The sequence below is a fragment of the Vibrio superstes genome (assembly GCF_003569005.1).
Lineage (GTDB): Bacteria > Pseudomonadota > Gammaproteobacteria > Enterobacterales > Vibrionaceae > Vibrio > Vibrio superstes.
On record NZ_BCUR01000001.1, the window covers coordinates 944,704 to 964,206 of the forward strand.

Sequence of the window (19,503 nt, forward strand, 5' to 3'; positions counted from 1 at the left end):
TTCAGCCCAAGACTTATAATTAGATTAATTTATTGCAGTCTACTGCAGGAGTATTCAATGAAAATCGCACTTATGATGGAAAACAGCCAAGCACCTAAAAATGCAATGGTTGCTACAGAGCTGAACAATGTTGCTGGCGGTCTTGGTCATGACGTATTCAACGTTGGTATGACTGACGAAAACGATCATCACCTAACGTACATCCACCTTGGCATCATGGCTAGCATCCTTCTTAACTCTAGGGCTGTAGACTTCGTTGTAACGGGTTGTGGTACAGGTCAAGGTGCATTGATGGCAAGCAACCTACACCCAGGTGTGGTTTGTGGTTACTGCCTAGAGCCATCTGATGCTTTCCTATTCAACCAAATCAACAACGGCAATGCGATTTCTCTAGCATTCGCGAAAGGTTTTGGTTGGGCGGGTGAGCTAAACGTTCGCTACATCTTCGAAAAAGCATTTACGGGTGCTCGCGGTGAAGGTTACCCAATTGAGCGTGCAGCGCCTCAACAAGCAAACGCCGCTATCCTAAGCGAAGTGAAATCTGCAGTATGTAAAGATGTGGTTTCTTCTCTACGTGCAATCGACCAAGAGCTAGTGAAGCAAGCAGTAGGGAGTGCTCAATTCCAAGAGTGCTTCTTCTCAAACTGCCAAGATTCAGAGATTGCAGAGTACGTACGCTCTCTAATCGACTAATTCTTAGAGTTACCAAAAATTAAGGCCAGCTGTGTTTGCAGCTGGCCTTTGTTGTTTCTGGATGGAACATAGAAAGAGCGGTTAAACTGGCTGGTTAGTTTGCACTACTAATTTGCCGAAGTTCTTCCCTTCAAGTAGACCAATAAAAGACTCCGGTGCGTTCTCAAGTCCTTCAACAAGATGCTCTTTGTAAGTGATTTTCCCCTCACTTAGCCAAGCCTTCATTTGCTGAGCAAATTCAGGGTAACGGTGACCGTAATCATCAAATATGATGAAGCCTTGCATCTTGATTCTCTTCACGAGCAGTTGTCCCATGAGCATGGAAAGACGGTCTGGGCCATCAGGAAGAGAAGTAGCATTGTATTGAGAGATCAGGCCACAAAGAGGAACCCGAGCTGAAGTGTTTAGCAAAGGCATTACTGCATCAAAGACCTTACCGCCAACGTTTTCAAAATAGACATCGATACCGTTGCTACATGCATTGGCTAGTTGCTCAGCAAGGTCATCGGCTTTGTGATCGATACAAGCATCAAACCCAAGAGTATCTACAGCGAAGCGGCACTTTTCTTCACCGCCAGCGATGCCAATGACTTTGCACCCTTTGATCTTCGCAATCTGCCCTACCATCGATCCCACTGCGCCAGTCGCAGCGGCAACAACAACGGTTTCTCCTGGCTTAGGTTGGCCTATATCGAGTAGCCCCATATAGGCGGTAAAGCCAGGCATGCCCATTACACCCAGTGCATAAGAAGGGTTTTCTGGATTCATGCCCAACCGGATGAGCCCTTCGCCATTAGATGTTGCATAGTCTTGCCATCCGCTATAAGCGAGTACCCACTCACCAACAGTAAATTCAGTGTGCTTAGATTCAACTATCTGGCATACCGTACCCGCCACCATGACCTCACCAATTGCGACAGGGTCAGCATAGGATTTTGCGTCACTCATTCTTCCTCTCATGTAAGGGTCTAATGAGAGATAGACGCTTCGTAGCAATATCTCACCGTCTTCCAAACTAGGTAAATTGGTGGTTTGTAGGCGGAAGTTATCTAGGGTTGGAGCGCCAATTGGGCGTGAAGCGAGAACGAGTTGGCGGTTCGTTGAGGTCATGAATATTCCTTGTGGGTAATCAACAATTTAATCGCAAAAGGTCAACAGACCCTAGTCAAACGGGTCACTGTATTTCTCATCGCTGAGCATCTCATCATCGGTTAGTGTGTTGAGAAAGGCAACTAAAGCCGCCTTTTCCTCCTCACTAAAATTGAACCTGATAGGGTTTCCCTCTGAATCGATTAAAGGAGCGCTTAGGCGAGGGTGACTTTGAATGCCGCTACTGTAGTGTTCTATGACCCCTTGTAACGTATCGAAGCGTCCATCGTGCATATATGGCGCAGAGACGGCGATATTGCGAAGAGACGGAGCTTTAAATTTTCCTTCGTCTCGTCGCTCTCCTGTGGTTTCCATAATACCCAAGTCATTAGTCGATTCCGCATCTAAACCATTATTGGTTGAATCGGTTGTGCCTCCTGTGCCATCAGGAATAGGGCCTAGAAAGGCTTCTGTGACGTGGCAACCTACGCAGTTGGCAGAGCTACCATCATCAAGCTCTCTAGGTAACATAAAGAGGTCTTTTCCCAAGTTTTCTTGCTCGGTAAAGCTTGGGAAGTCCACTACGGGGGAAGATACTTCGCTGCGTGCGATATCGTAACGCGAGGTGGTACTTACTAAGCTTCTGATGAACTGAGCAAGGGCTCTTGCGATGCGATCACTTGAGATAGTGTCATCCCCAAATGCATCATTGAAAAGGGGAGGATAGTAGGTTTGGTTTGTCACTATTTCTTCCAACTCAGCAAGAATCAGCCCCATTTCTATAGGGTCTTCAAAGGGCATTAACACCTGTTCTTCTAAGCTACTTGCGCGTTCATCCCAAAAGAACTTGCCACTGGAGTAGAACGTTGCGTTAACCAAACTCATAGAGTGGCGGCGAGTCGATTCACCATTAAAGCCAGTGCTCAATACATTGGTATCTGAAAATCCATGCTCGGCTTGATGGCATGAGGCACAAGCAACGCTTCCGTTGGCACTTAGTTTTTTGTCGTAAAAGAGTACTCGTCCGAGCGTGGCCCCTGCATCCGTAATGGGGTTGTCATTGGGAGTATTATCAAAATCAATGGCAGCATGTTGAAACTGAAACCGGTCGGGAAAATCATTTTGAGTTAAATGGGAGGGAAGCTCGATACTGGCGTAATTAAAGTGCTCGGATGGAAGAGAAGGCTCTGTGCCATTAGAGTTTGAGATATTGTCATCAATACCATCACTGTTGTCGCTGTCATTGCATGCGCTCAACACCATAACTGGACCCATGATTAGCCCAATAGTAAGTAACCGCTGTAGCATGATACCCCACCTATCTAAGAAAAACGCTGGCGTAAGCATAACAACGCTAGTGTAAAGCAACGTAAAGAAGCCATTTTTCTTGCTGTGTTACCTCAGAAAAAAGCGATTTACTTAATTTTTATAACAAGTTACGTAACATCACTATTTTAACGACAGTATCGAGGTTTTTAGCATGTAAGAATGGTCAGGTAATTATTACGATTGATAGAATACTCATATACAGCTAATTACACGATTGATCGGCGAGAACGACCAAGGATAGGTTTATGCTTCACAAGATTATAGTCAGTGTTAAAAAACCGTTCTTGAAGATGCTGCCAATTCCTGAACCAAAGCTAGTGGAGGGTCAGGGTGCGGTTAGTCAAATCGCAGAGCTTTGCCTATCACTTGGCATTCGTCACCCTTTGGTGGTAACAGATAAGGTATTGGTCAAGTTGGGTGTTGTTGATTCGATACGAACGCCTCTGCGTGAAGCTCAGATTTCTTTTTCTCTGTTCGATGATGTGGACCCAGACCCAGGGTTTGAGGTTGTGCGAAATGGAGTCCGTCAGTTTGTGGAAAATCATTGTGATGGCATTGTAGCGATTGGTGGTGGGTCACCGATTGATTGTGCTAAAGCGATCTCCGCTTGCACAAAGACCAATAAAGATGTGAGTAAGCTTCTTGGGTTAATGAGAGTGCGTAGACCTATTTATCCAGTGATTGCCATTCCAACGACCTCGGGGACGGGTTCAGAGGGTACAGTGGCAGCCGTGATCAGCGACCATCAAGCACGAAAGAAATGGGCAATTACCGATCCCTTTATTGTCCCAAAGATCGCTCTTTTAGACCCCAATTTGCTAGTTGGTCTGCCCCCTCAAATTACCGCGGAAACAGGGGTGGATGCGCTTACCCACGCCATAGAGTCCTATATCAGTGGTTATGCAAACAACTACTCTAAACAGCTTTCTATTTCAGCAATTCAACGCATTTTTAGGTACTTGTCGGTAGCGGTAAAGGATGGCAATAATCTAAATGCTCGGCAAGAGATGGCACGAGCTAGTTATGAAGCTGGTCTTGCATTTACCCGAACCTACATTGGTTATGTACATGCTGTGGCTCACCAACTTGGTGCTTTCTATCATATTCCTCATGGTCGTGCGAACGCCATCGTATTGCCATCGGTACTAAGGTTTATTGCAACAACAGACCCCAAACCAGTAGCCTCACTGGCCAGGGCTGTAGGTTGCACCATGGAAGATAGCGATAGAGAAAATGCGTTAGCGTTTATAGAGAAAGTCGAGGGATTACTTACGCAATTGGGTATTCCTGACTTTGTTGCGGAGCTAAAAATTGCGGACATTTCTCAAATAGCGAAGCAGGCTATTGATGAGGCGTTTGGTAATTACCCTGTGCCTGTTGAAATGAGTGAAGTGCAGTGCCAGAACATGTTGAAAGGACTAGTCAAGAGGATGGACAAATGACAACCAAGAGTCATAAGAGTCAAATTAGAATCATTGGTGCAATGCTAGTTGTAGCTTTTTTGTCTATCTTTGGGCACATCATTTTGACCCCGGTATTAGCAAAAATGGGGTGGGTTGAATATGTCGCTGCTGCTATTCCGTTTACCATGATGGGGCTTTGTGTGTGGGCTGTGCGTGATGCGGCAAAGGCATTGGATGATGAAAATGAAGACAGCGACCCTTCTTGAGTCTATAGCCACGCTTGTTATAACTTCAATTGAAAGCTAAAGTTAACTTAAAGTTTATGGGGGTGTTATTGACTTTGAATACACGTTTTTTCACGGTAGGTGAGGCGGCCAAACGTTGCGGGGTTGCTACGTCGGCCTTGCGTTTTTACGAGAGTAAAGGGCTGATAGAAAGCATCAGAACAGAAGGCAATCAAAGGCGTTATCCTGCTAGCACCATTCGCGTTATTTCCGTTATTAAGGCGGCACAACAAATAGGGGTGAGTTTAGATGAGATCAAACTTGCACTGAAAACCCTGCCTAATCATAAACAGCCAACCAAAAAAGACTGGGCTCGAATGTCCAAGCGGTGGGCGGCATCCTTAGATCAGAAGATACTCGAGATGCAGCGACTAAGAGATAACCTAGATGGCTGCATTGGCTGTGGATGCTTGTCGTTAAAAAGTTGCAAGTTATTCAACCCAGAAGATACCGCGTCTGCGCAAGGAACGGGAGCTAGATACCTAATCGATGGCTCGCCAAAGACGGAGATTAGGGTCAACAGACCTTAATCTTGAGGTGGCTTTGGTGGGCAATTGTAGGCAGTACCCACAAAGGTTGCTGACGTCTTGAAATAGTGAGGGCTAAGTAAAACGACCGTATTTGCTTGAGTTAAGTAAGCATTGTTTTTGATCTCATTAATTGCCCCTTGGATAAGTACATCATTGGGGTAAAAAAGATAAGAATACCAATGCCCTTCACTGCCTGTTACTTCTCCAACCCATTCGCAGTTTCTTACCAATGGTGCATTGTTAGTGCGAACTTGCACGTTCTTTGCTTCTGGCATCAGCGCTATTTCTGGCGAAGTACACCCCACCAAAGCCATCGAAACTCCCAACGCCAACCAATGCTTCATGATTTCCCTTAATTAACCGACTTAATCGACTTTGAATTCAGTTTTCTCAATGAATTGTTAACGAGGAGCCATTTAAATTCAATTGTTTAACTGATTTCTTTTGCATGAGCTTTGTGATTTATTAAAGTATTGTAAAAGAAGACTCATCGTTTTAGGGTGAGTTGAGGATTTGAGAACCCTTAATGGAATTGTGCACGCAGAGACTATCCCTGACCCCTTTATCTGAACACGACTGGACACTGTTTCATAGCTTGCATGTGGATGAGCGTGTGATTGAATTGTGCTTTGACGAGCCTAGTCGTAACGATATTCAGTTACGCTTTCAAGCGAGAATTCAGCCTTGGAGTAAGAACTCTCTTCATTGGTTATGCTTGGTAATAACTGATCGCGCTTCAGGGCAACAAGTTGGGCTGACAGGGTTTTGTATGCAAGATGATGTTGCCGAAGTCGGCTACATGTTGCTGCCTAAGTTTCAGGGGCTAGGCTATGCTACAGAGTCTTTGCAATGTTTAGTCGACTGGGCAAAGCACACCCATGACATCAAGCAGTTTTCCGCGACGGTAACCAAAGGCAATCTAGGCTCTGAGCGAGTACTGGAAAAATCCGGCTTTTCTCTCACCAAAATCATCCCTGACGCTTATGTGATAAATGGTATTTCTCATACCGACCACATATACCAGCGCTCAATTCAGGCCCCCTCTGCAGTGAATACTATTCTATTTGATTGGGGTGATACCTTGATGGTTGATTTACCTGATCAACAGGGAAAGATGTGCGACTGGCCTGAGGTCTATACGCTAGAAGGCGCTATTGAGGTTCTTAAAACCCTTTCCAAACACCATCAAATTTACGTGGCAACCAATGCAGAAGACTCAACCGAAAGTGACATCCACAACGCTTTTCAAAGAGCAGGTTTAGCCACGTTCATCTCTGGATACTTCTGCAAAGCTAATCTTGGTATAGGTAAGGGGAGTGCAGCGTTCTTTAGCAAGATAGCGCAGGCGTTAGATGTGCATCCTGAGTCGATGTTGATGGTTGGAGACACACTAGATAAAGACATCAACCCTGCTATCAAAGCAGGATTGAAGGTGGTTTGGTTCAATCGACAACATACGCTTGTTGAAGGGGAGCGGACTATCCCTCAGATTGACACTCTATATGAGCTACCAAATGCGGTGAAAAACTTGCAATAAATTGGGGTTAGCGAGTGCGGATGAAGGTGTTCTTTACCATGTGATCCGCTAACCTTTCGCAGCCTACGTGTTTAAACTTTAAAGGTGCGGATAGTTCGGAAAATAAGGGGATACCTCCGCCGAGAAGGATAGGGATGGTGGTGATAATGAGTTCATCAATCAGATCTTTTTGCAGGAAGCTCTGTATTGTCTTTCCTCCATCAATATAGAGTTTCTCAAAGCCTTTTTGATTGAGTGATTGAACAAGTTCAGATAGCTCTCCATTGACTAAAAACACCTTGCCTTCTAATCCTTCAGGTACCTTTTTCAGTGTATTACTTAGTACAAATACTGGTTTAGAGTACGGCCAGTCAATCCCAAAATTAAGCACAATCTCTAGAGTATTCCGACCCATTATCAGAGCGTCAACACGATCCATAAATGCCGCAAATCCAAAATCTGAACCCTCTGGGTTAGGCACATCATGAAGCCAATCAATTTGATTGTTTTTGTCTGCGATAAAGCCATCAAGGCTAGTGGCGATGTAAACGATGTTTGGCATTAGTTCGACTCATATAAGCAGTAATTCATCAGATTACTATACATCGGATACTTAGCTTGATTGAGTAAAAAACAAAATGATGGAAAGAGTGTGGCTAGAATTTGCGCTTGTTCTTTTCATGTTTTGTTACGGATAACATTATCATTAAAGCTCAATAAGCTATTGTTTTATATAGGTGTTGATGATTCTTGATGTATCTTTTTGTGAGTTAATGTTCTTGAAATGTTGCTGTAATATTTTTTTCATTAACTCTGCCTACATTCCATTTCAAATTTACTAAATGGAATGTAGGAATTAACAATGGCTTTTCAAAAAGCGCTATGCGCCACGCTTATTTCAGCAGCACTACTTGCGGGCTGTAATAGCAATAGCGACAACGATACTCAATCACCCGCAGAACCACCCGGTGAAACCCCAGAGTTAAAATATTCGACGAAAATCGGCATTCTAACTGACACCCAAGGTGGTGGTGACAATGTCGCGGTCAATCAGATGGAAAGCATTCTAGATTACTATCGTGAGAATGAGGTCGATATTGTTATTGCGGTCGGAGACCTTACTAACAGCAATACCGAGCATGAGTATGAGCAGTGGAAAGCTATTGCTAGCCAATATACAGACCAGATTACTTTCTTACCTTTGATGGGTAACCATGACCGCAAGCCAGGTGACAACTACACGTGGAAGAGGATCATGGAAGAGTTTATTCCTCGTGAAAACATCAACCACATGCCGGGAAGAGAGTTTCAAACCTATGCCTACCAGCACAACAATGTGTTGATGGTGCAGATCTCAGACCAAGACATGCCTTATGCATATGAATGGGCTGAAGAAGCGATAGAGCAACGCGATAGCAAAATCTCTCATGTGTTTGTATCTACACATAGTCCATTTGTTGGCCCATATCGCGGTGGTGTAGCCATGGAGCGAGTCACAGCTCGATGGAATGACCAGCGTGAAAACGACATGCTGACCAGAGATTTTGAAAGCTGGCGCTCACTGTTTACTGACAATGACGTTATTTTTGTATCAGGACACGATCACCAATACAGCCGCTCAGTGGTCTGGGATAACGGTGCTGGAATGGATACGCAATCTGCGGAACCTTCTTCTAATCATCGCTTTTTCCAGCATGTTGTAACAGGCAATGCTTCGGAGAAAGGTTACTACAATCGAGTGGGTGAGTTTGAGCGTCTGCAAAGTATGCTGATGTACAAAACGCGTTATATCACACCAAAAACAGTAGACCCATCTGAGCGTCCCGAGTGGACTCAAGATCTGTTAGATCGTGATAGTGAAGCGACTGGAGACCTAATGGTCAATGCGTCGTGGTTTGATGTGACTGGAAATGAAATAGAGTACTCGGCATTTTATGACACCTTCACAGATTCCAGCGACTTGTTGGTCAATACCGATTGGAAATTGTTTGACCGATTCACTCGAACCAATAACCGTTGTGACAAGATCGTTTACCCAAGCAGTGTGCCATTTACCACTGAGTACTATAGCGCGGTAGACAGCAAATACCGCACTGTAAATTGCTACTCATCACAAGGTGTTAGAGCCCGCATTATTGATGGACAAAATGACGTATTCAACCGAGTTGACCAAGCTTTGGACGGTGCTTTATGGATGGGGTGGTCTGATCCAGACGCTATCGCTCGTATGTGGGAATACATGATAGTAAAACCAACCATTAGAAGTGCATCAAATGATGCTATTGGTAACCCTTCTGGAGAAGACTTTGTCGTTGACGGGCGTAGTGGACTGAATCTAAACCACGCTCATCGCTTCTCTATCAATCAAGACAATCGCATGCATTGGTACCCAGCGACCTATGATATGAAAAAGCTAGTATCGCTGAACTGGGCTAATCAAGAAGAAGCAACTGCATCAGATGTTTTGATCATCAATGGTATTCAAAGCCAAACGGGAACCTATATCAATGCGTACGGCGCTGAGAAAGATATCACGAGAGAAGCAGGTTGGCCGGGTACATCAGCAGAAGATATCGAAGCGGGTGGCGATCATAAAAACCTGAACGCCATTGCTAAGCGTCCATTAAGTGACAATGGCTACCCTGAAACACTCAAACAGAAATCACCTTACCGCCTAGATGAAAGCCGCAGCTGGATTCTTGATAACAGCGTTCGTGGTGATAACTATGCCTTTGAGATTTCAGTACCTAAAGGTGAGAACGCGTCAGATCTTCAGCTTGCGACTAAAGTTGGTAATGAGTGGAAGGCCTTGGTGGAAGAAACTTGTATCAGTGAAAAGAGCTACAAACCAGAGTACCTCAATTCACTGCCATCTGATCTGGAGGATAAGGGGTGTCAAAATCAGTGGGTTGCGGGACAAGCAGGAGATACCTTCTGGGCTCGTGTTGATATGGACGGAAGATTCGCTCTGATATCTAAGTAACCCTAGAATTCTCTATTTTATAGGCCATTAGTCTCTCTAATGGCCTTTATTTCACTTGCGTATATCCATTTATGATCAAATACCTTACTACTGGTCTACTTTGCCTCTTTTTAAGCGCATGTAGTCAAGAAGACGCGCTTCAATCGCGCGCTTCAACGTTAACCAATTGGGAGCAGTTACTGGCACCTGAGCAAAGAGATACATTCCTTAGTGTCATGGAACAAGAAAAGCTAAGAGCCAAAGAGCACGACGAGCTAGACCCTTTCATCCAACCTCAATCTATTGGTAACGATGTCGCTATGGTGAATCCTGAAATAGTGAATAAGCAGGCATCTGTCGCTGGATTTGTTGTCCCACTTGAGTGGGATATGGATGTGGTTACTGAGTTTTTGCTCGTACCCTATTTTGGAGCATGCATTCACATTCCCCCGCCACCAGCGAGTCAAATGATACATGTGCACTACCCTGAGGGTGTTCCAAATCTACTTATGCGAGATGCGGTTGTAGTCAGTGGCATGTTAGTCAGTCAACAAGACCAATTTGGCGACGCTTGGGACGTGGCATATCAGATAACCAGTGCGTCTGTTGAGCCGTATTAAGCTCAATGCTTTAAGTCTAATCGGTATGATTCAAACAGCTTGGCCACATCCACCTTAGCGTTCAGTCTTGCCGCGAGAAGGTACAACCCACCGATCTTTCGATGCAAGAAAAGAGCATCTGCTGGCGGTGTGTGCCAGTAGTCTTGTTCCATGCTGAGCATGGTTCCGGCTTGGCTGAGCCTTTGGGCTAGGTTACTCGAGCCAAAATCATAATTGCCATCAAATTTTAGTGGCTCGCAGGCGAGCTTGACGAGGTTGAAGATGGCTTGCTTTTGCTCTGGTACTATCTGTTTGCTGAAGAAGCCTATCTGGGTCAGGGCTTGGTCAAGAACCTTGTCGTTGTTATAGATGACAGAGGTAAAGGCCAGGCGATAACCATCGCTGATATTTTCGTTGTAGGCACGTGTTGCACCAAAGTCTAGAAGTCCGACTTTTTGTTGCTTCTCGTCATAGAGGAAGTTGGCAAAGTTGGGGTCTGTTTGCACCAATTTAAAGCTAAAGATCTCTTTGAACAGCAATTCTAACAGGAGCGTCATCACTCTGTCTCGGGTGTGCTGATCCGCGTGCTGGAGTGACTCGATGGGGTCTCCGGTCACGTGAGTCATGGCCAGGACACTGTCGGTGGTAATGTCTTTCAAAACGTCAGGAATAACAAAATCAGGGCTATCTTTTAATAACAATTTATAGCGATTGAGTAGGTCTGCTTCTAGAAGATAATCGGCTTCTGCGTGTAGCTGTTTTTTTGCTTCTTCGAGCAGGTCTTTGTAGTCCACGCCTTTTGGAATGAGTCCTACAACATTGAGCAGGGTGCCCACATTATCCACATCACTATCAATGCTTTGCTTGATACCCGGATACTGAACCTTAATTGCTAGCTTGGTTCCGTCGTCGGCATGGGCTTGATGGACCTGTCCAATGGAAGCGCTGGCTATTGGCTTGAAATTAAATTCAATGAAGTTTTGTTGCCAGTCTTGCCCAAGCTCATTACAGAGCACTGTCGCCAACTGTTCGCTCGGCATAGGAGAGGCGTCAGAGCGAAGCCTTGATAATATGTCGGCCAGCTCAGGGCTGATGAGATCCCCCGCATCCATGGACATCAATTGCCCTACCTTCATTGCCGCGCCTCTAAGGTGGGCGAGTTGGTCAGCCACTCTTTTAATGTTGGTAGGGGTTAAAAGAAGGTCTTTGGCATTGGGCTTTCTACCCTGTACAAGCTGTTTTGCTCCTTCGGTAACCATAGCGCCACCCACTCGAGTTGCGAGAGATGCAAACTTGCCGAAGCGTGAGAGCCGGTGAGTGGGTACTTTGCTTTCTTGAGAAGCCATGTAGGTTTGTCCCTGTATCAGATGCTTTCTAAATTAGAGACTTATACCAGAGCTGACAAGCTTAAGATCAATGATATCCATGTAATAAAAAGCCCTGTGGCATAGTTGCGACAGGGCTTTTTGAGGGTTATAGCTAGAGCATTTGGTTGAGGCTTGTTACCACATTATCAAATAGCGCTCTTCTAGAGAGAGGATTTGAAAGATACCTTCAAGCATAATCAGGCTCCTCTACTTGGTAACGTCTTCTATATCGATCCCCATTGCCTTTGCAAGCCCTTCACCGTAAGCAACGTCGGCATGCAGTGCATGGGTAATATGCTTGTGCTTAATATGGGTTGAAACCCCATCCATAGCTCGAGCGGTATTATCGAACAGGCGCTGCTTTTCATTCTCAGGCATGATACGGAATAGGTTGCCGGCCTGAGTGAAGTAATCGTCGTCTTCACGATGATCCCAATGAGTTGCAACACCTTGCAGCTCGAGTGGTGGTTCAGAGAACTCAGGTTGCTGCGCCCACTCTTGGTGTTGGTTTGGCTCATATCCGATGGTTGAACCAAAGTTACCGTCGGTGCGCATTGCGCCGTCTCGGTGGTAGCTGTGCACGGGACAACGAGGTGCATTCACTGGGATCTGATGGTGGTTAACACCCAAGCGATAGCGCTGAGCATCACCATAAGAAAACAGTCGACCTTGCAACATGCGATCAGGAGAGAAACCAATTCCTGGTACTACAGCCGCAGGGTTAAATGCTGATTGCTCAACTTCGGCAAAGAAGTTTTCTGGGTTCTTGTTCAGTTCCAGTACACCTACATCATGCAGAGGATAGTCCTCATGTGGCCACACTTTTGTTAGGTCGAATGGGTTGTATGCCACTGTTTCCGAATCTTTTTCTGGCATGACCTGAACCTTCAGATCCCACTTCGGATACGCGCCATTCTCGATGTTTTCGTACAGGTCCTTTTGATGGCTTTCGCGATCCTTACCAACTAAAGCTTCCGCTTCCTGATCCGTTAGGTTTTTAATGCCTTGCTGACTCTTGAAGTGGAATTTTACCCAGTACCTTTCATTGTCTGAGTTAATAAAGCTAAAGGTATGACTACCGTAACCGTTCATGGTGCGATAGCTTGCTGGAATACCACGATCACTCATTACAATGGTGATTTGGTGAAGCGCTTCAGGCAAAGAAGTCCAAAAATCCCAGTTGTTTTCTGCACTGCGCATATTGGTTCTTGGGTCGCGTTTTACCGCGTGATTTAGGTCCGGGAACTTAAGCGGATCACGCAGGAAAAACACCGGTGTATTGTTGCCGACTAAATCCCAGTTGCCTTCTTCGGTATAGAACTTAACAGCAAACCCGCGAATATCACGCTCTGCATCGGCTGCGCCGCGCTCGCCGGCTACGGTCGTAAAGCGAGCGAATAGATCGGTTTTTTTACCTACCTCTGAGAAGATCTTTGCCTTGGTGAATTTAGTGATGTCGTGGGTGACAGTGAAGGTGCCGTAGGCTCCCGAACCTTTAGCGTGCATACGACGCTCAGGAATAACTTCACGATCAAAGTGAGCTAATTTTTCAAGGAACCAAACATCTTGTAGAAGTTGTGGTCCGCGCTTACCTGCAGTAAGAACATTTTGGTTATGTGCGACAGGGCAGCCGCCAGCAGTGGTGAGTTTCTTAGTCATAATCACATCCATTTGTTTACATCTGAGAACGATTATCAATCGCCAACAAACTGTTGCATTGATGTAAATCAAATGTTTGGTGTGGATTTGGTGAGTGTTTGTAATATTGTCTTATTTTTGTGACATCAGACCAGTTTTTGTGTAATTTCACAAAAAATTAAAGCCTTGATAAACAAGGCTTTATATTAGAAAACAGTTGACCTTTAGCGATTGAAATAACCTCAAAAGGTCCACAGACCTTATTTACCATGCGAATGTTTGGATGACATTCTCTTTGGTGATTGGGTTGTGAGCAATATTAGTATTGATACGCTCTAAAAATGCGGGTCTTGCCGCTGGCATTACGCCTCGCATTGGCGAGATGTTATTGCCATGATCACCCCAGTAGTAGCAATGGAAATCATCCATATTCTCTAGAAGGTATTTCTCTTCTTCTAGGATCTGCAAAGGGGTTGGCAAGTTAAACTCGCCGCGATGCAGTTCTTTTTCAAGCTCAGAGCCAGGTTGAATGGCAAGAGCCATTGGTGCAATCGCATCTGGTTGCATGATGTTGAGCAAGCTGGTGGTGTTGATAGCGTGCTCCATAGAGCGCTCTTTGCCACCTAAGCCAAAGATAAACGAGGCTAATACGCCAATCTTAGCTTCACGTGCCATCTCCATGCCTTCGATTGCGTGCTCTCGAGTCATGCGTTTCTTAATTCTATCAAGTACTACGGGGTCACCAGACTCTAAGCCAGAATAGGCCATGCTTAGTCCTGCAGATTTGATCTCTTTTAGCTCTGCAACACTTTTACGACGAAAATCGTTGAAACCAGAGTAGAGCGCAATGTTCTTGATCTCTGGAAAGGTGGTTTTGATTTTGTCTAAGATCTTCACCAGCATTTCAGTGCGCATCGCCATCACATTGCCATCGGTCAAAAAGATAGATTCAACGTGCGGGTACAGTCTGCGTGCTTCTTCTATATCTTGAAAGATGCCTTCAATGTCTCTGATTTTGAAGCGTTTATCATCAAACATGGTACAGAATGTACATTGATTATTGCTGCAACCAAGAGTGGCTTGAATCAGTACGCTCTCAGCTTCCATCCATGGACGATAAATTTTACCTTCGTAATGCATAGAAAACTCCTTAGTGTTGGAGCGAAGAAGTCTACTGCTACCAAGGCGTGAGATAAATGAGCTGACGACCAAATCAGTTTTAAAGAAATATTAATAATCAGTGAAAGGTGCAAAACACTAGGTAGGTTGGCTAGGTGCTCTTCTCTCGTGGAGGTTAACTGAATAGCGGGTGGTCGAGAATGCCATCAGCAATGAGAGTACTCAAAAGTCTAGAAAGAGTCATTAAAAACGACAACCATATCTACTAGATTAATCAGACTGTACCTGTATACATTATTATTAAGGTTTTTTTCACCAGTTTGCTGATGAATGTATGCGCTAGATTCAAACTGGCCGTTTCAAGTAAAGTTGGTTTACTTATCGATGCAGTGTTCTTGAGTATGCATGAATTCCAAGGTTACATACCGTGGCTCGGTGACATGTCTTTTGAAAAACAAAAACACTCATACGATGCCCAATCACTGATATCGTCACGCAGTACATTGGAGTCAATTAACTTAGCCAAAGCAAACTCAATCTGTATCAGCTCGAAACGATCCATGTCCCGCTCTTCTAATCTTTTAGTTAAAACAACGGCAGAGTGGTCGTAAGGCCCCCATTTCCCAGAAAAAGTTGATTTGAGAAACCGTTTAAGGCCAACATGATCCATTGATTTAGATATCTTGTTGGCAACGTCCTGTGGAAAATACAGCTCCTTTTGTAACAGGGCCGCCAGACTAGCAGCGTACTTCGAATTCTTGATGGCTTTAAATTGCATAATCAGACCTGTGTTTGGCTCAGTGAATACAGTAATACTCACTTTAAACACCAGGTAAAAAATATCGAAATAGGACCTATCTGTTTTTTGTATAGGTAGGTGAATAGGGGATCTAAACATAGTGAGAAAGAGGTATTTTGAACTGAGCAAAGCCACCCGCATATGGGCCAATGACGGATATACGGTTGGCTTTTCTATGTTGCTAACATGGTTTGATTAGCTCAACAGCAAGAGGTTAGGGTCTGCTTCTTAGTTAATATCTTGGACGTTCATCACCAATGTGTTCCAGTTACGTTGATTCTCGATATCATGCTCTAAGCCTTGCTCATCTGCGATGGTAAAGCGTTTGATGGCAGCGGTTTTGCTGGTGGCTTGATATAGCCAGTAGGCTTCTGCTTTGAGTGCTTCCTCAATCGGTTTATCAATTGATTCGTAGACGGCTTGTTTACAAGCATTGATGGATTCAGCTGGGAATTTGGCGATGCGCTGTGCCAAGGTATCCACGTATTCTCCGATCTTATCGGGGTCAAGGGCCTTGTTGATTGTGCCATAAGCTTCGGCTTCATCAGCATCAAAATCGCGTGCACTTAGGATTATTTCTAGTGCTCGACCCAAGCCAACTTGACGTGCCATGCGCGATGCACCGCCACCACACGGGAGGATTCCCATACCTACTTCCATTTGCATGAGTTTGTATTTTCCTCGCGCTGCAAATCTCATATCACAGGCGAGTGCGAACTCGTGACCTCCCCCGCGAGCAAAGCCTTCAAGTTTGGCAATAGTCGCTTGTGGCAACTTGCTGATTCGCTCTAACACCGATTGGAGGTCTAAGAGTTTGGCTTCTTCTCGAGATACCGCCTCGGTCGACATATCTTTCAATAGGTTGGTGTCATAGTGACATACCCAGATCTCTGGATTCGCAGATTGAAATACAACGACCTTAACGTCTCTATCACGTTCAAGTCGAAGTGCTAGGCCGTTGAGATCCGCTAGCATTTCCTGCCCTTGAACATTTACAGGGCCAAAGTCGAATGTGACCGTCAAGATCCCTTGATCCTGAGCTGCGGTAAATGTTGTGTATCCTTCGTAAGCCATGATGTTATTCCTTCGTTGTGGATAGATTGGGCATCGTTAAACGCTTCAAAAAACATTAGGCTGATCGTTGAGGAAGAACAATTAGTCGTTTGTCACAACAGTATTAAGGAAAATTAAATAATAAAATTCACGATCTCTGCTTGCGGATTCATGATTGATTATTAAGAAAGTCTTAATACTATTTTATGTAATGAATGAAGATGAATTCGAAGAAGTTGACTAGACTGTAAAACTTGAACAGATAGCCGGCAACGAGCTGATTTGTAACCATTAAACGCAAGGGTGACAGTAAATGAAAGCAACAATCGTACGTGAATATGGTGGTGTGGACGCATTTGAAGTGGCAGACGTGGCCAAACCTGAGATTAAAGCCGGTGAAGTATTGGTTCGAGTTGCTGCTACGAGCGTCAACACGGTTGATATGATGATACGTGAAATGGGTGAAGGCTTGCCTTTTTCACCAAAAACACCTGCCATCTTAGGGATGGATTTTGCAGGTACGATTGAAGCGGTAGGCTCTGATGTCAGCGGCTTTGCTGTCGGCGATGAGGTTTATGGTTGCGCAGGTGGCCTGGGTGACTTGCAAGGAACCCTTGCAGAATACATGCCTGCGGATGCCAAACTCATTGCTCATAAACCGAAGAACTTATCCATGCGTGAATCTGCTGCTATTCCACTTGCGGGCATTACCGCTTATGAAGGGTTAGTGCGCGCAAACACAGCTTCTGGGCAAAAGGTTCTAGTCCACGGTGGCTCGGGTGGTGTTGGACATTTGGCACTTCAAATCGCCAAGCACATGGGGGCAGATGTTTACGCTACGGGTCGCGCGGGAGAACAAGCGACACTGATGGAAAAACTGGGCGCTACCGCGATTGATTTTACCTCGGAGTCAGTTGAAGATTATGTTGCTAAGCACACCCAAGGCGCAGGCTTTGAAGTAGTCTACGATTCGGTTGGTGGTGAGAATCTTTTAAACTCAATGAATGCAGCTGCTTTGAACGGGCACATCGCAACCACAGTTTCTCTGCTCGAACTGGATCTAAGTACAGCACACTTTAAAGGACTGTCTCTGCATGTCGTGTTTATGCTGATCCCTATGATTCACAACTTTAAGCGCGAAGAGCATGGTCAGATACTGGCGGAGATCGCTAAGATTGCAGAGGCGGGTGCTTTAATTCCGGTAGTTGATCCAAACACCTTTGATCTTAGCCAAGCGGGTGATGCTCATGCACACTTAGCGTCTGGCAAGGCCATTGGTAAAGTGGTCATTGATGTCGCTTAAGGCTTTCGACCCTATCTAAATAATGCAATGTTAGGCCCGCTTTTAACGCGGGCCTTATTTATATCTGGATTTAGGCGTATATTTACTAAATGCCCACAGCAACAGGCCAGATTTAGTGAATATAGAGCATCTCAAGTTATTCGTTCGAGTAGCGTCGACCCACAATATAAGCCAAGCAGGTCAAGAGTTAGGGCTGTCCGCCCCTGTTGCCAGTATGCACATCAATCGCCTTGAGGAAAGTGTTGGTGCTCGCTTAATACACCGTACTACCCGTAAGGTGTCGCTAACCGAAGAAGGTGAAGCTTTTTTACCTCATGCTGAAGATCTTTTATTGGGTGTCGATGCCGCGTTGGCCTCGGTAGGCAAGGGAGCTGCTGGGCCTCAAGGTACACTGCGAATTACCGCCCCCGCTTCGTTTGGAAGACTGCATCTAATACCCGCATTAAAAGGGTTTCTTGCCGAATACCCTGACCTCACGCTCGACATCCAACTGACCGACTCAATGATTGATCTGATTGATGGAGGCTTTGACGTTGCCATTCGAGATGCCAATCTTCAAGACTCAACCCTTATTGCTAAACGACTCACTGTGGACGAACGTATTATGTGTGCGTCACCAGATTATATTGCAGAACACGGTATTCCTGATACTCCAGAGTCTCTGCGACAGCACAAATGCATCGGACAATCAGGTCTAAAATCTTGGATATTTGATTCGCCGAAGGGTCACATTAGTATCAAGGGAAATAGCAGTATTCGAGTGAATCATGGTGAGGCGGTGAGGGATGTGTGCGTGGAAGGCTTGGGGGTGGCGATGTGTGCGACTTGGCTTGTCCATGAGCAGCTCAAACGTGGTGAACTGGTTCAAGTGTTAGAAGATTATCCATTGGTTGATGGGGCTGCAATATGGGTTGTGTATCCAAGCTCAAGGTTGGTTGCACCCAAGGTGAGGGCGTTTGTGGACTATTTTTCTCAGTATTATGGAACCCCTCCTTACTGGTCAATCGACTCTGAAGATCAGACATGAACTCGGTGAAGATAGGGCTTTGTATTGGGTTACTTACAGCCTATGTGTTGTCTTGGGTGCTGCTATTGTTTGTACCCACAATGGGCTTTGAAGAAGCACAGGCTGATCTCTACACTTCTTATTTATTGATTGCAGAAGAGCTCCTATTACTGGCTTGTGTGATCGTGATTGGCCCCATGTTTGCAATGGACATGAAAGCCAAATTAACGGGAAATGACTCTAGTAAGAAATAGAGCTTGATTGAGTGTTGATAACTGAAACAATGGTTAACACTCTGGTTAAGCAGTCAATTCATCGTGCTATGATTTTGTTGCCGTCGATCCTATAACCTACGTTAGCCAAGTCGTGCTCAAAGGCTTGGGTCGTTAGAGTTCCGGTGACATACACAACTTCCCACATTCCTTTGATCTCGGCAAAATCCTCCATCACAACATGAATCAATTGGTTCTGAGGGGGAGGAGGTACATGTATACAAGCGCCATAGAAGGGGACCAGTAAAAACTCTTTGACCGCCATGCTAGTACCTTCAATAGGTATAACAAATCCGGGGATTTTTACTACGGTATTGTTTAGTTCGCTACGGACAGTCCCAATGAGAGGCTGCTCTGCAACATCGGTTGAAGTTTCGTCATGGTTATTCATATTCGCTTGTTGCATTACAGATAACATGACCTGTTCTTTTTCGTGCTCAGGAACCAGATCCAACCATGTGAGTTCTAGGACTTCGGCTTGTACTGACATCGAGAAAAAGATGAGAAAGAGTTTGATGATTTTCATGGATATACTCATAAA

General features: G+C 45.1%; 20 protein-coding genes. 10 read left to right on the plus strand and 10 right to left on the minus strand.

What is annotated here, in order from left to right; all coding sequences use genetic code 11:
- The first annotated feature begins 57 nt into the window (after positions 1–57).
- On the plus strand, positions 58–693 hold the full coding sequence (locus D5I41_RS04050; protein ID WP_119008624.1) for an RpiB/LacA/LacB family sugar-phosphate isomerase: 636 nt from the start codon (positions 58–60) through the stop codon (positions 691–693).
- 81 nt (positions 694–774) lie between these two features.
- On the opposite strand, the gene curA is transcribed toward D5I41_RS04050, so the two are convergent.
- Together curA and D5I41_RS04060 are read right to left on the minus strand one after the other, a co-directional pair.
- A complete protein-coding gene (gene curA, locus D5I41_RS04055) occupies positions 775–1,803 on the minus strand; it encodes an NADPH-dependent curcumin/dihydrocurcumin reductase (protein ID WP_119008625.1) in 1,029 nt (342 codons plus the stop codon).
- Between the two features lie 51 nt (positions 1,804–1,854).
- Entirely contained in the window at positions 1,855–3,090 is a 1,236-nt protein-coding gene (locus D5I41_RS04060) for a cytochrome-c peroxidase (RefSeq protein ID WP_119008626.1), read from the minus strand.
- A 266-nt stretch (positions 3,091–3,356) separates the two neighbouring features.
- On the opposite strand from D5I41_RS04060, the gene D5I41_RS04065 reads away from it, so the two are divergent.
- From D5I41_RS04065 to soxR, 3 genes are read left to right on the plus strand one after another with little or no spacing between them, the layout of a single operon-like run.
- Entirely contained in the window at positions 3,357–4,553 is a 1,197-nt protein-coding gene (locus tag D5I41_RS04065) for an iron-containing alcohol dehydrogenase (protein ID WP_119008627.1), read from the plus strand.
- Positions 4,550–4,780, plus strand: a complete 231-nt coding sequence (locus tag D5I41_RS04070; protein ID WP_119008628.1) for a hypothetical protein — start codon at positions 4,550–4,552, stop codon at positions 4,778–4,780. Before D5I41_RS04065 ends, D5I41_RS04070 begins: the two co-directional genes overlap by 4 nt.
- Positions 4,781–4,836: 56 nt before the next feature.
- The gene (soxR, locus tag D5I41_RS04075) at positions 4,837–5,328 is read left to right on the plus strand and encodes a redox-sensitive transcriptional activator SoxR (RefSeq protein ID WP_208639141.1); all 492 of its coding nucleotides are present in this window, start codon (positions 4,837–4,839) and stop codon (positions 5,326–5,328) included.
- Here soxR and D5I41_RS04080 read toward each other — a convergent pair.
- Positions 5,325–5,672, minus strand: coding sequence for a DUF4156 domain-containing protein (locus tag D5I41_RS04080; protein WP_119008629.1), 348 nt, complete (start codon positions 5,670–5,672; stop codon positions 5,325–5,327). The two genes, soxR and D5I41_RS04080, sit on opposite strands and share 4 nt — an antisense overlap.
- A 182-nt stretch (positions 5,673–5,854) precedes the next feature.
- On the opposite strand from D5I41_RS04080, the gene D5I41_RS21575 reads away from it, so the two are divergent.
- Positions 5,855–6,865 carry a GNAT family N-acetyltransferase/HAD family hydrolase gene (locus D5I41_RS21575; protein WP_119008630.1) on the plus strand — a complete coding sequence of 337 codons (1,011 nt, stop codon included), beginning with the start codon at positions 5,855–5,857 and terminating at the stop codon, positions 6,863–6,865.
- Positions 6,866–6,872: 7 nt separating this feature from the next.
- Here D5I41_RS21575 and D5I41_RS04090 read toward each other — a convergent pair whose 3' ends face one another.
- Positions 6,873–7,406 (minus strand): dihydrofolate reductase family protein, encoded by a 534-nt coding sequence (locus D5I41_RS04090; RefSeq protein WP_119008631.1) that lies wholly within the window; start codon positions 7,404–7,406, stop codon positions 6,873–6,875.
- A gap of 300 nt (positions 7,407–7,706) precedes the next feature.
- Between D5I41_RS04090 and D5I41_RS04095 the strand changes: the two genes are divergently transcribed.
- Together D5I41_RS04095 and D5I41_RS04100 are read left to right on the plus strand one after the other, a co-directional pair.
- The gene (locus D5I41_RS04095; RefSeq protein WP_119008632.1) at positions 7,707–9,827 is read left to right on the plus strand and encodes a metallophosphoesterase family protein; all 2,121 of its coding nucleotides are present in this window, start codon (positions 7,707–7,709) and stop codon (positions 9,825–9,827) included.
- 71 nt (positions 9,828–9,898) lie between these two features.
- Entirely contained in the window at positions 9,899–10,426 is a 528-nt protein-coding gene (locus D5I41_RS04100) for a DUF3299 domain-containing protein (RefSeq protein WP_119008633.1), read from the plus strand.
- 2 nt (positions 10,427–10,428) lie between these two features.
- On the opposite strand, the gene D5I41_RS04105 is transcribed toward D5I41_RS04100, so the two are convergent.
- From D5I41_RS04105 to D5I41_RS04125, 5 genes are all read right to left on the minus strand, one after another.
- Complete coding sequence (locus D5I41_RS04105) at positions 10,429–11,751, minus strand: ABC1 kinase family protein (RefSeq protein ID WP_119008634.1); 1,323 nt, start codon at positions 11,749–11,751, stop codon at positions 10,429–10,431.
- 228 nt (positions 11,752–11,979) lie between these two features.
- The gene (katE2, locus tag D5I41_RS04110; protein ID WP_119008635.1) at positions 11,980–13,431 is read right to left on the minus strand and encodes a catalase KatE2; all 1,452 of its coding nucleotides are present in this window, start codon (positions 13,429–13,431) and stop codon (positions 11,980–11,982) included.
- Between the two features lie 243 nt (positions 13,432–13,674).
- The gene (locus D5I41_RS04115; RefSeq protein WP_119008636.1) at positions 13,675–14,550 is read right to left on the minus strand and encodes a radical SAM protein; all 876 of its coding nucleotides are present in this window, start codon (positions 14,548–14,550) and stop codon (positions 13,675–13,677) included.
- Positions 14,551–14,947: 397 nt separating this feature from the next.
- Positions 14,948–15,349, minus strand: a complete 402-nt coding sequence (locus tag D5I41_RS04120) for a hypothetical protein (protein WP_147094834.1) — start codon at positions 15,347–15,349, stop codon at positions 14,948–14,950.
- Positions 15,350–15,556: 207 nt separating this feature from the next.
- Positions 15,557–16,402 (minus strand): enoyl-CoA hydratase/isomerase family protein, encoded by an 846-nt coding sequence (locus tag D5I41_RS04125; RefSeq protein ID WP_119008638.1) that lies wholly within the window; start codon positions 16,400–16,402, stop codon positions 15,557–15,559.
- Between the two features lie 292 nt (positions 16,403–16,694).
- Here D5I41_RS04125 and D5I41_RS04130 point away from each other — a divergent pair, with 292 nt between their 5' ends.
- The 3 genes from D5I41_RS04130 to D5I41_RS04140 all read left to right on the plus strand — a co-directional run bounded on the left by D5I41_RS04130 (position 16,695) and on the right by D5I41_RS04140 (position 18,944).
- Positions 16,695–17,684 carry a zinc-dependent alcohol dehydrogenase family protein gene (locus tag D5I41_RS04130; RefSeq protein WP_119008639.1) on the plus strand — a complete coding sequence of 330 codons (990 nt, stop codon included), beginning with the start codon at positions 16,695–16,697 and terminating at the stop codon, positions 17,682–17,684.
- A gap of 115 nt (positions 17,685–17,799) precedes the next feature.
- Positions 17,800–18,711 carry a LysR family transcriptional regulator gene (locus D5I41_RS04135; RefSeq protein WP_119008640.1) on the plus strand — a complete coding sequence of 304 codons (912 nt, stop codon included), beginning with the start codon at positions 17,800–17,802 and terminating at the stop codon, positions 18,709–18,711.
- Complete coding sequence (locus tag D5I41_RS04140; protein WP_119008641.1) at positions 18,708–18,944, plus strand: hypothetical protein; 237 nt, start codon at positions 18,708–18,710, stop codon at positions 18,942–18,944. Before D5I41_RS04135 ends, D5I41_RS04140 begins: the two co-directional genes overlap by 4 nt.
- Positions 18,945–19,002: 58 nt before the next feature.
- On the opposite strand, the gene D5I41_RS04145 is transcribed toward D5I41_RS04140, so the two are convergent.
- Positions 19,003–19,488, minus strand: a complete 486-nt coding sequence (locus tag D5I41_RS04145; protein WP_119008642.1) for a DUF3299 domain-containing protein — start codon at positions 19,486–19,488, stop codon at positions 19,003–19,005.
- Positions 19,489–19,503: the final 15 nt, after the last annotated feature.

What these genes read in the sequence shown, in the direction of transcription:
- D5I41_RS04050 (WP_119008624.1), top strand. Translation starts at nt 58, where the DNA reads ATGAAAATCGCACTTATGATGGAAAACAGCCAAGCACCTAAAAATGCA.
- curA (WP_119008625.1), bottom strand. Translation starts at nt 1,803, where the DNA reads ATGACCTCAACGAACCGCCAACTCGTTCTCGCTTCACGCCCAATTGGC.
- D5I41_RS04060 (WP_119008626.1), bottom strand. Translation starts at nt 3,090, where the DNA reads ATGCTACAGCGGTTACTTACTATTGGGCTAATCATGGGTCCAGTTATG.
- D5I41_RS04065 (WP_119008627.1), top strand. Translation starts at nt 3,357, where the DNA reads ATGCTTCACAAGATTATAGTCAGTGTTAAAAAACCGTTCTTGAAGATG.
- D5I41_RS04070 (WP_119008628.1), top strand. Translation starts at nt 4,550, where the DNA reads ATGACAACCAAGAGTCATAAGAGTCAAATTAGAATCATTGGTGCAATG.
- soxR (WP_208639141.1), top strand. Translation starts at nt 4,837, where the DNA reads ATGGGGGTGTTATTGACTTTGAATACACGTTTTTTCACGGTAGGTGAG.
- D5I41_RS04080 (WP_119008629.1), bottom strand. Translation starts at nt 5,672, where the DNA reads ATGAAGCATTGGTTGGCGTTGGGAGTTTCGATGGCTTTGGTGGGGTGT.
- D5I41_RS21575 (WP_119008630.1), top strand. Translation starts at nt 5,855, where the DNA reads ATGGAATTGTGCACGCAGAGACTATCCCTGACCCCTTTATCTGAACAC.
- D5I41_RS04090 (WP_119008631.1), bottom strand. Translation starts at nt 7,406, where the DNA reads ATGCCAAACATCGTTTACATCGCCACTAGCCTTGATGGCTTTATCGCA.
- D5I41_RS04095 (WP_119008632.1), top strand. Translation starts at nt 7,707, where the DNA reads ATGGCTTTTCAAAAAGCGCTATGCGCCACGCTTATTTCAGCAGCACTA.
- D5I41_RS04100 (WP_119008633.1), top strand. Translation starts at nt 9,899, where the DNA reads ATGATCAAATACCTTACTACTGGTCTACTTTGCCTCTTTTTAAGCGCA.
- D5I41_RS04105 (WP_119008634.1), bottom strand. Translation starts at nt 11,751, where the DNA reads ATGGCTTCTCAAGAAAGCAAAGTACCCACTCACCGGCTCTCACGCTTC.
- katE2 (WP_119008635.1), bottom strand. Translation starts at nt 13,431, where the DNA reads ATGACTAAGAAACTCACCACTGCTGGCGGCTGCCCTGTCGCACATAAC.
- D5I41_RS04115 (WP_119008636.1), bottom strand. Translation starts at nt 14,550, where the DNA reads ATGCATTACGAAGGTAAAATTTATCGTCCATGGATGGAAGCTGAGAGC.
- D5I41_RS04125 (WP_119008638.1), bottom strand. Translation starts at nt 16,402, where the DNA reads ATGGCTTACGAAGGATACACAACATTTACCGCAGCTCAGGATCAAGGG.
- D5I41_RS04130 (WP_119008639.1), top strand. Translation starts at nt 16,695, where the DNA reads ATGAAAGCAACAATCGTACGTGAATATGGTGGTGTGGACGCATTTGAA.
- D5I41_RS04140 (WP_119008641.1), top strand. Translation starts at nt 18,708, where the DNA reads ATGAACTCGGTGAAGATAGGGCTTTGTATTGGGTTACTTACAGCCTAT.
- D5I41_RS04145 (WP_119008642.1), bottom strand. Translation starts at nt 19,488, where the DNA reads ATGAAAATCATCAAACTCTTTCTCATCTTTTTCTCGATGTCAGTACAA.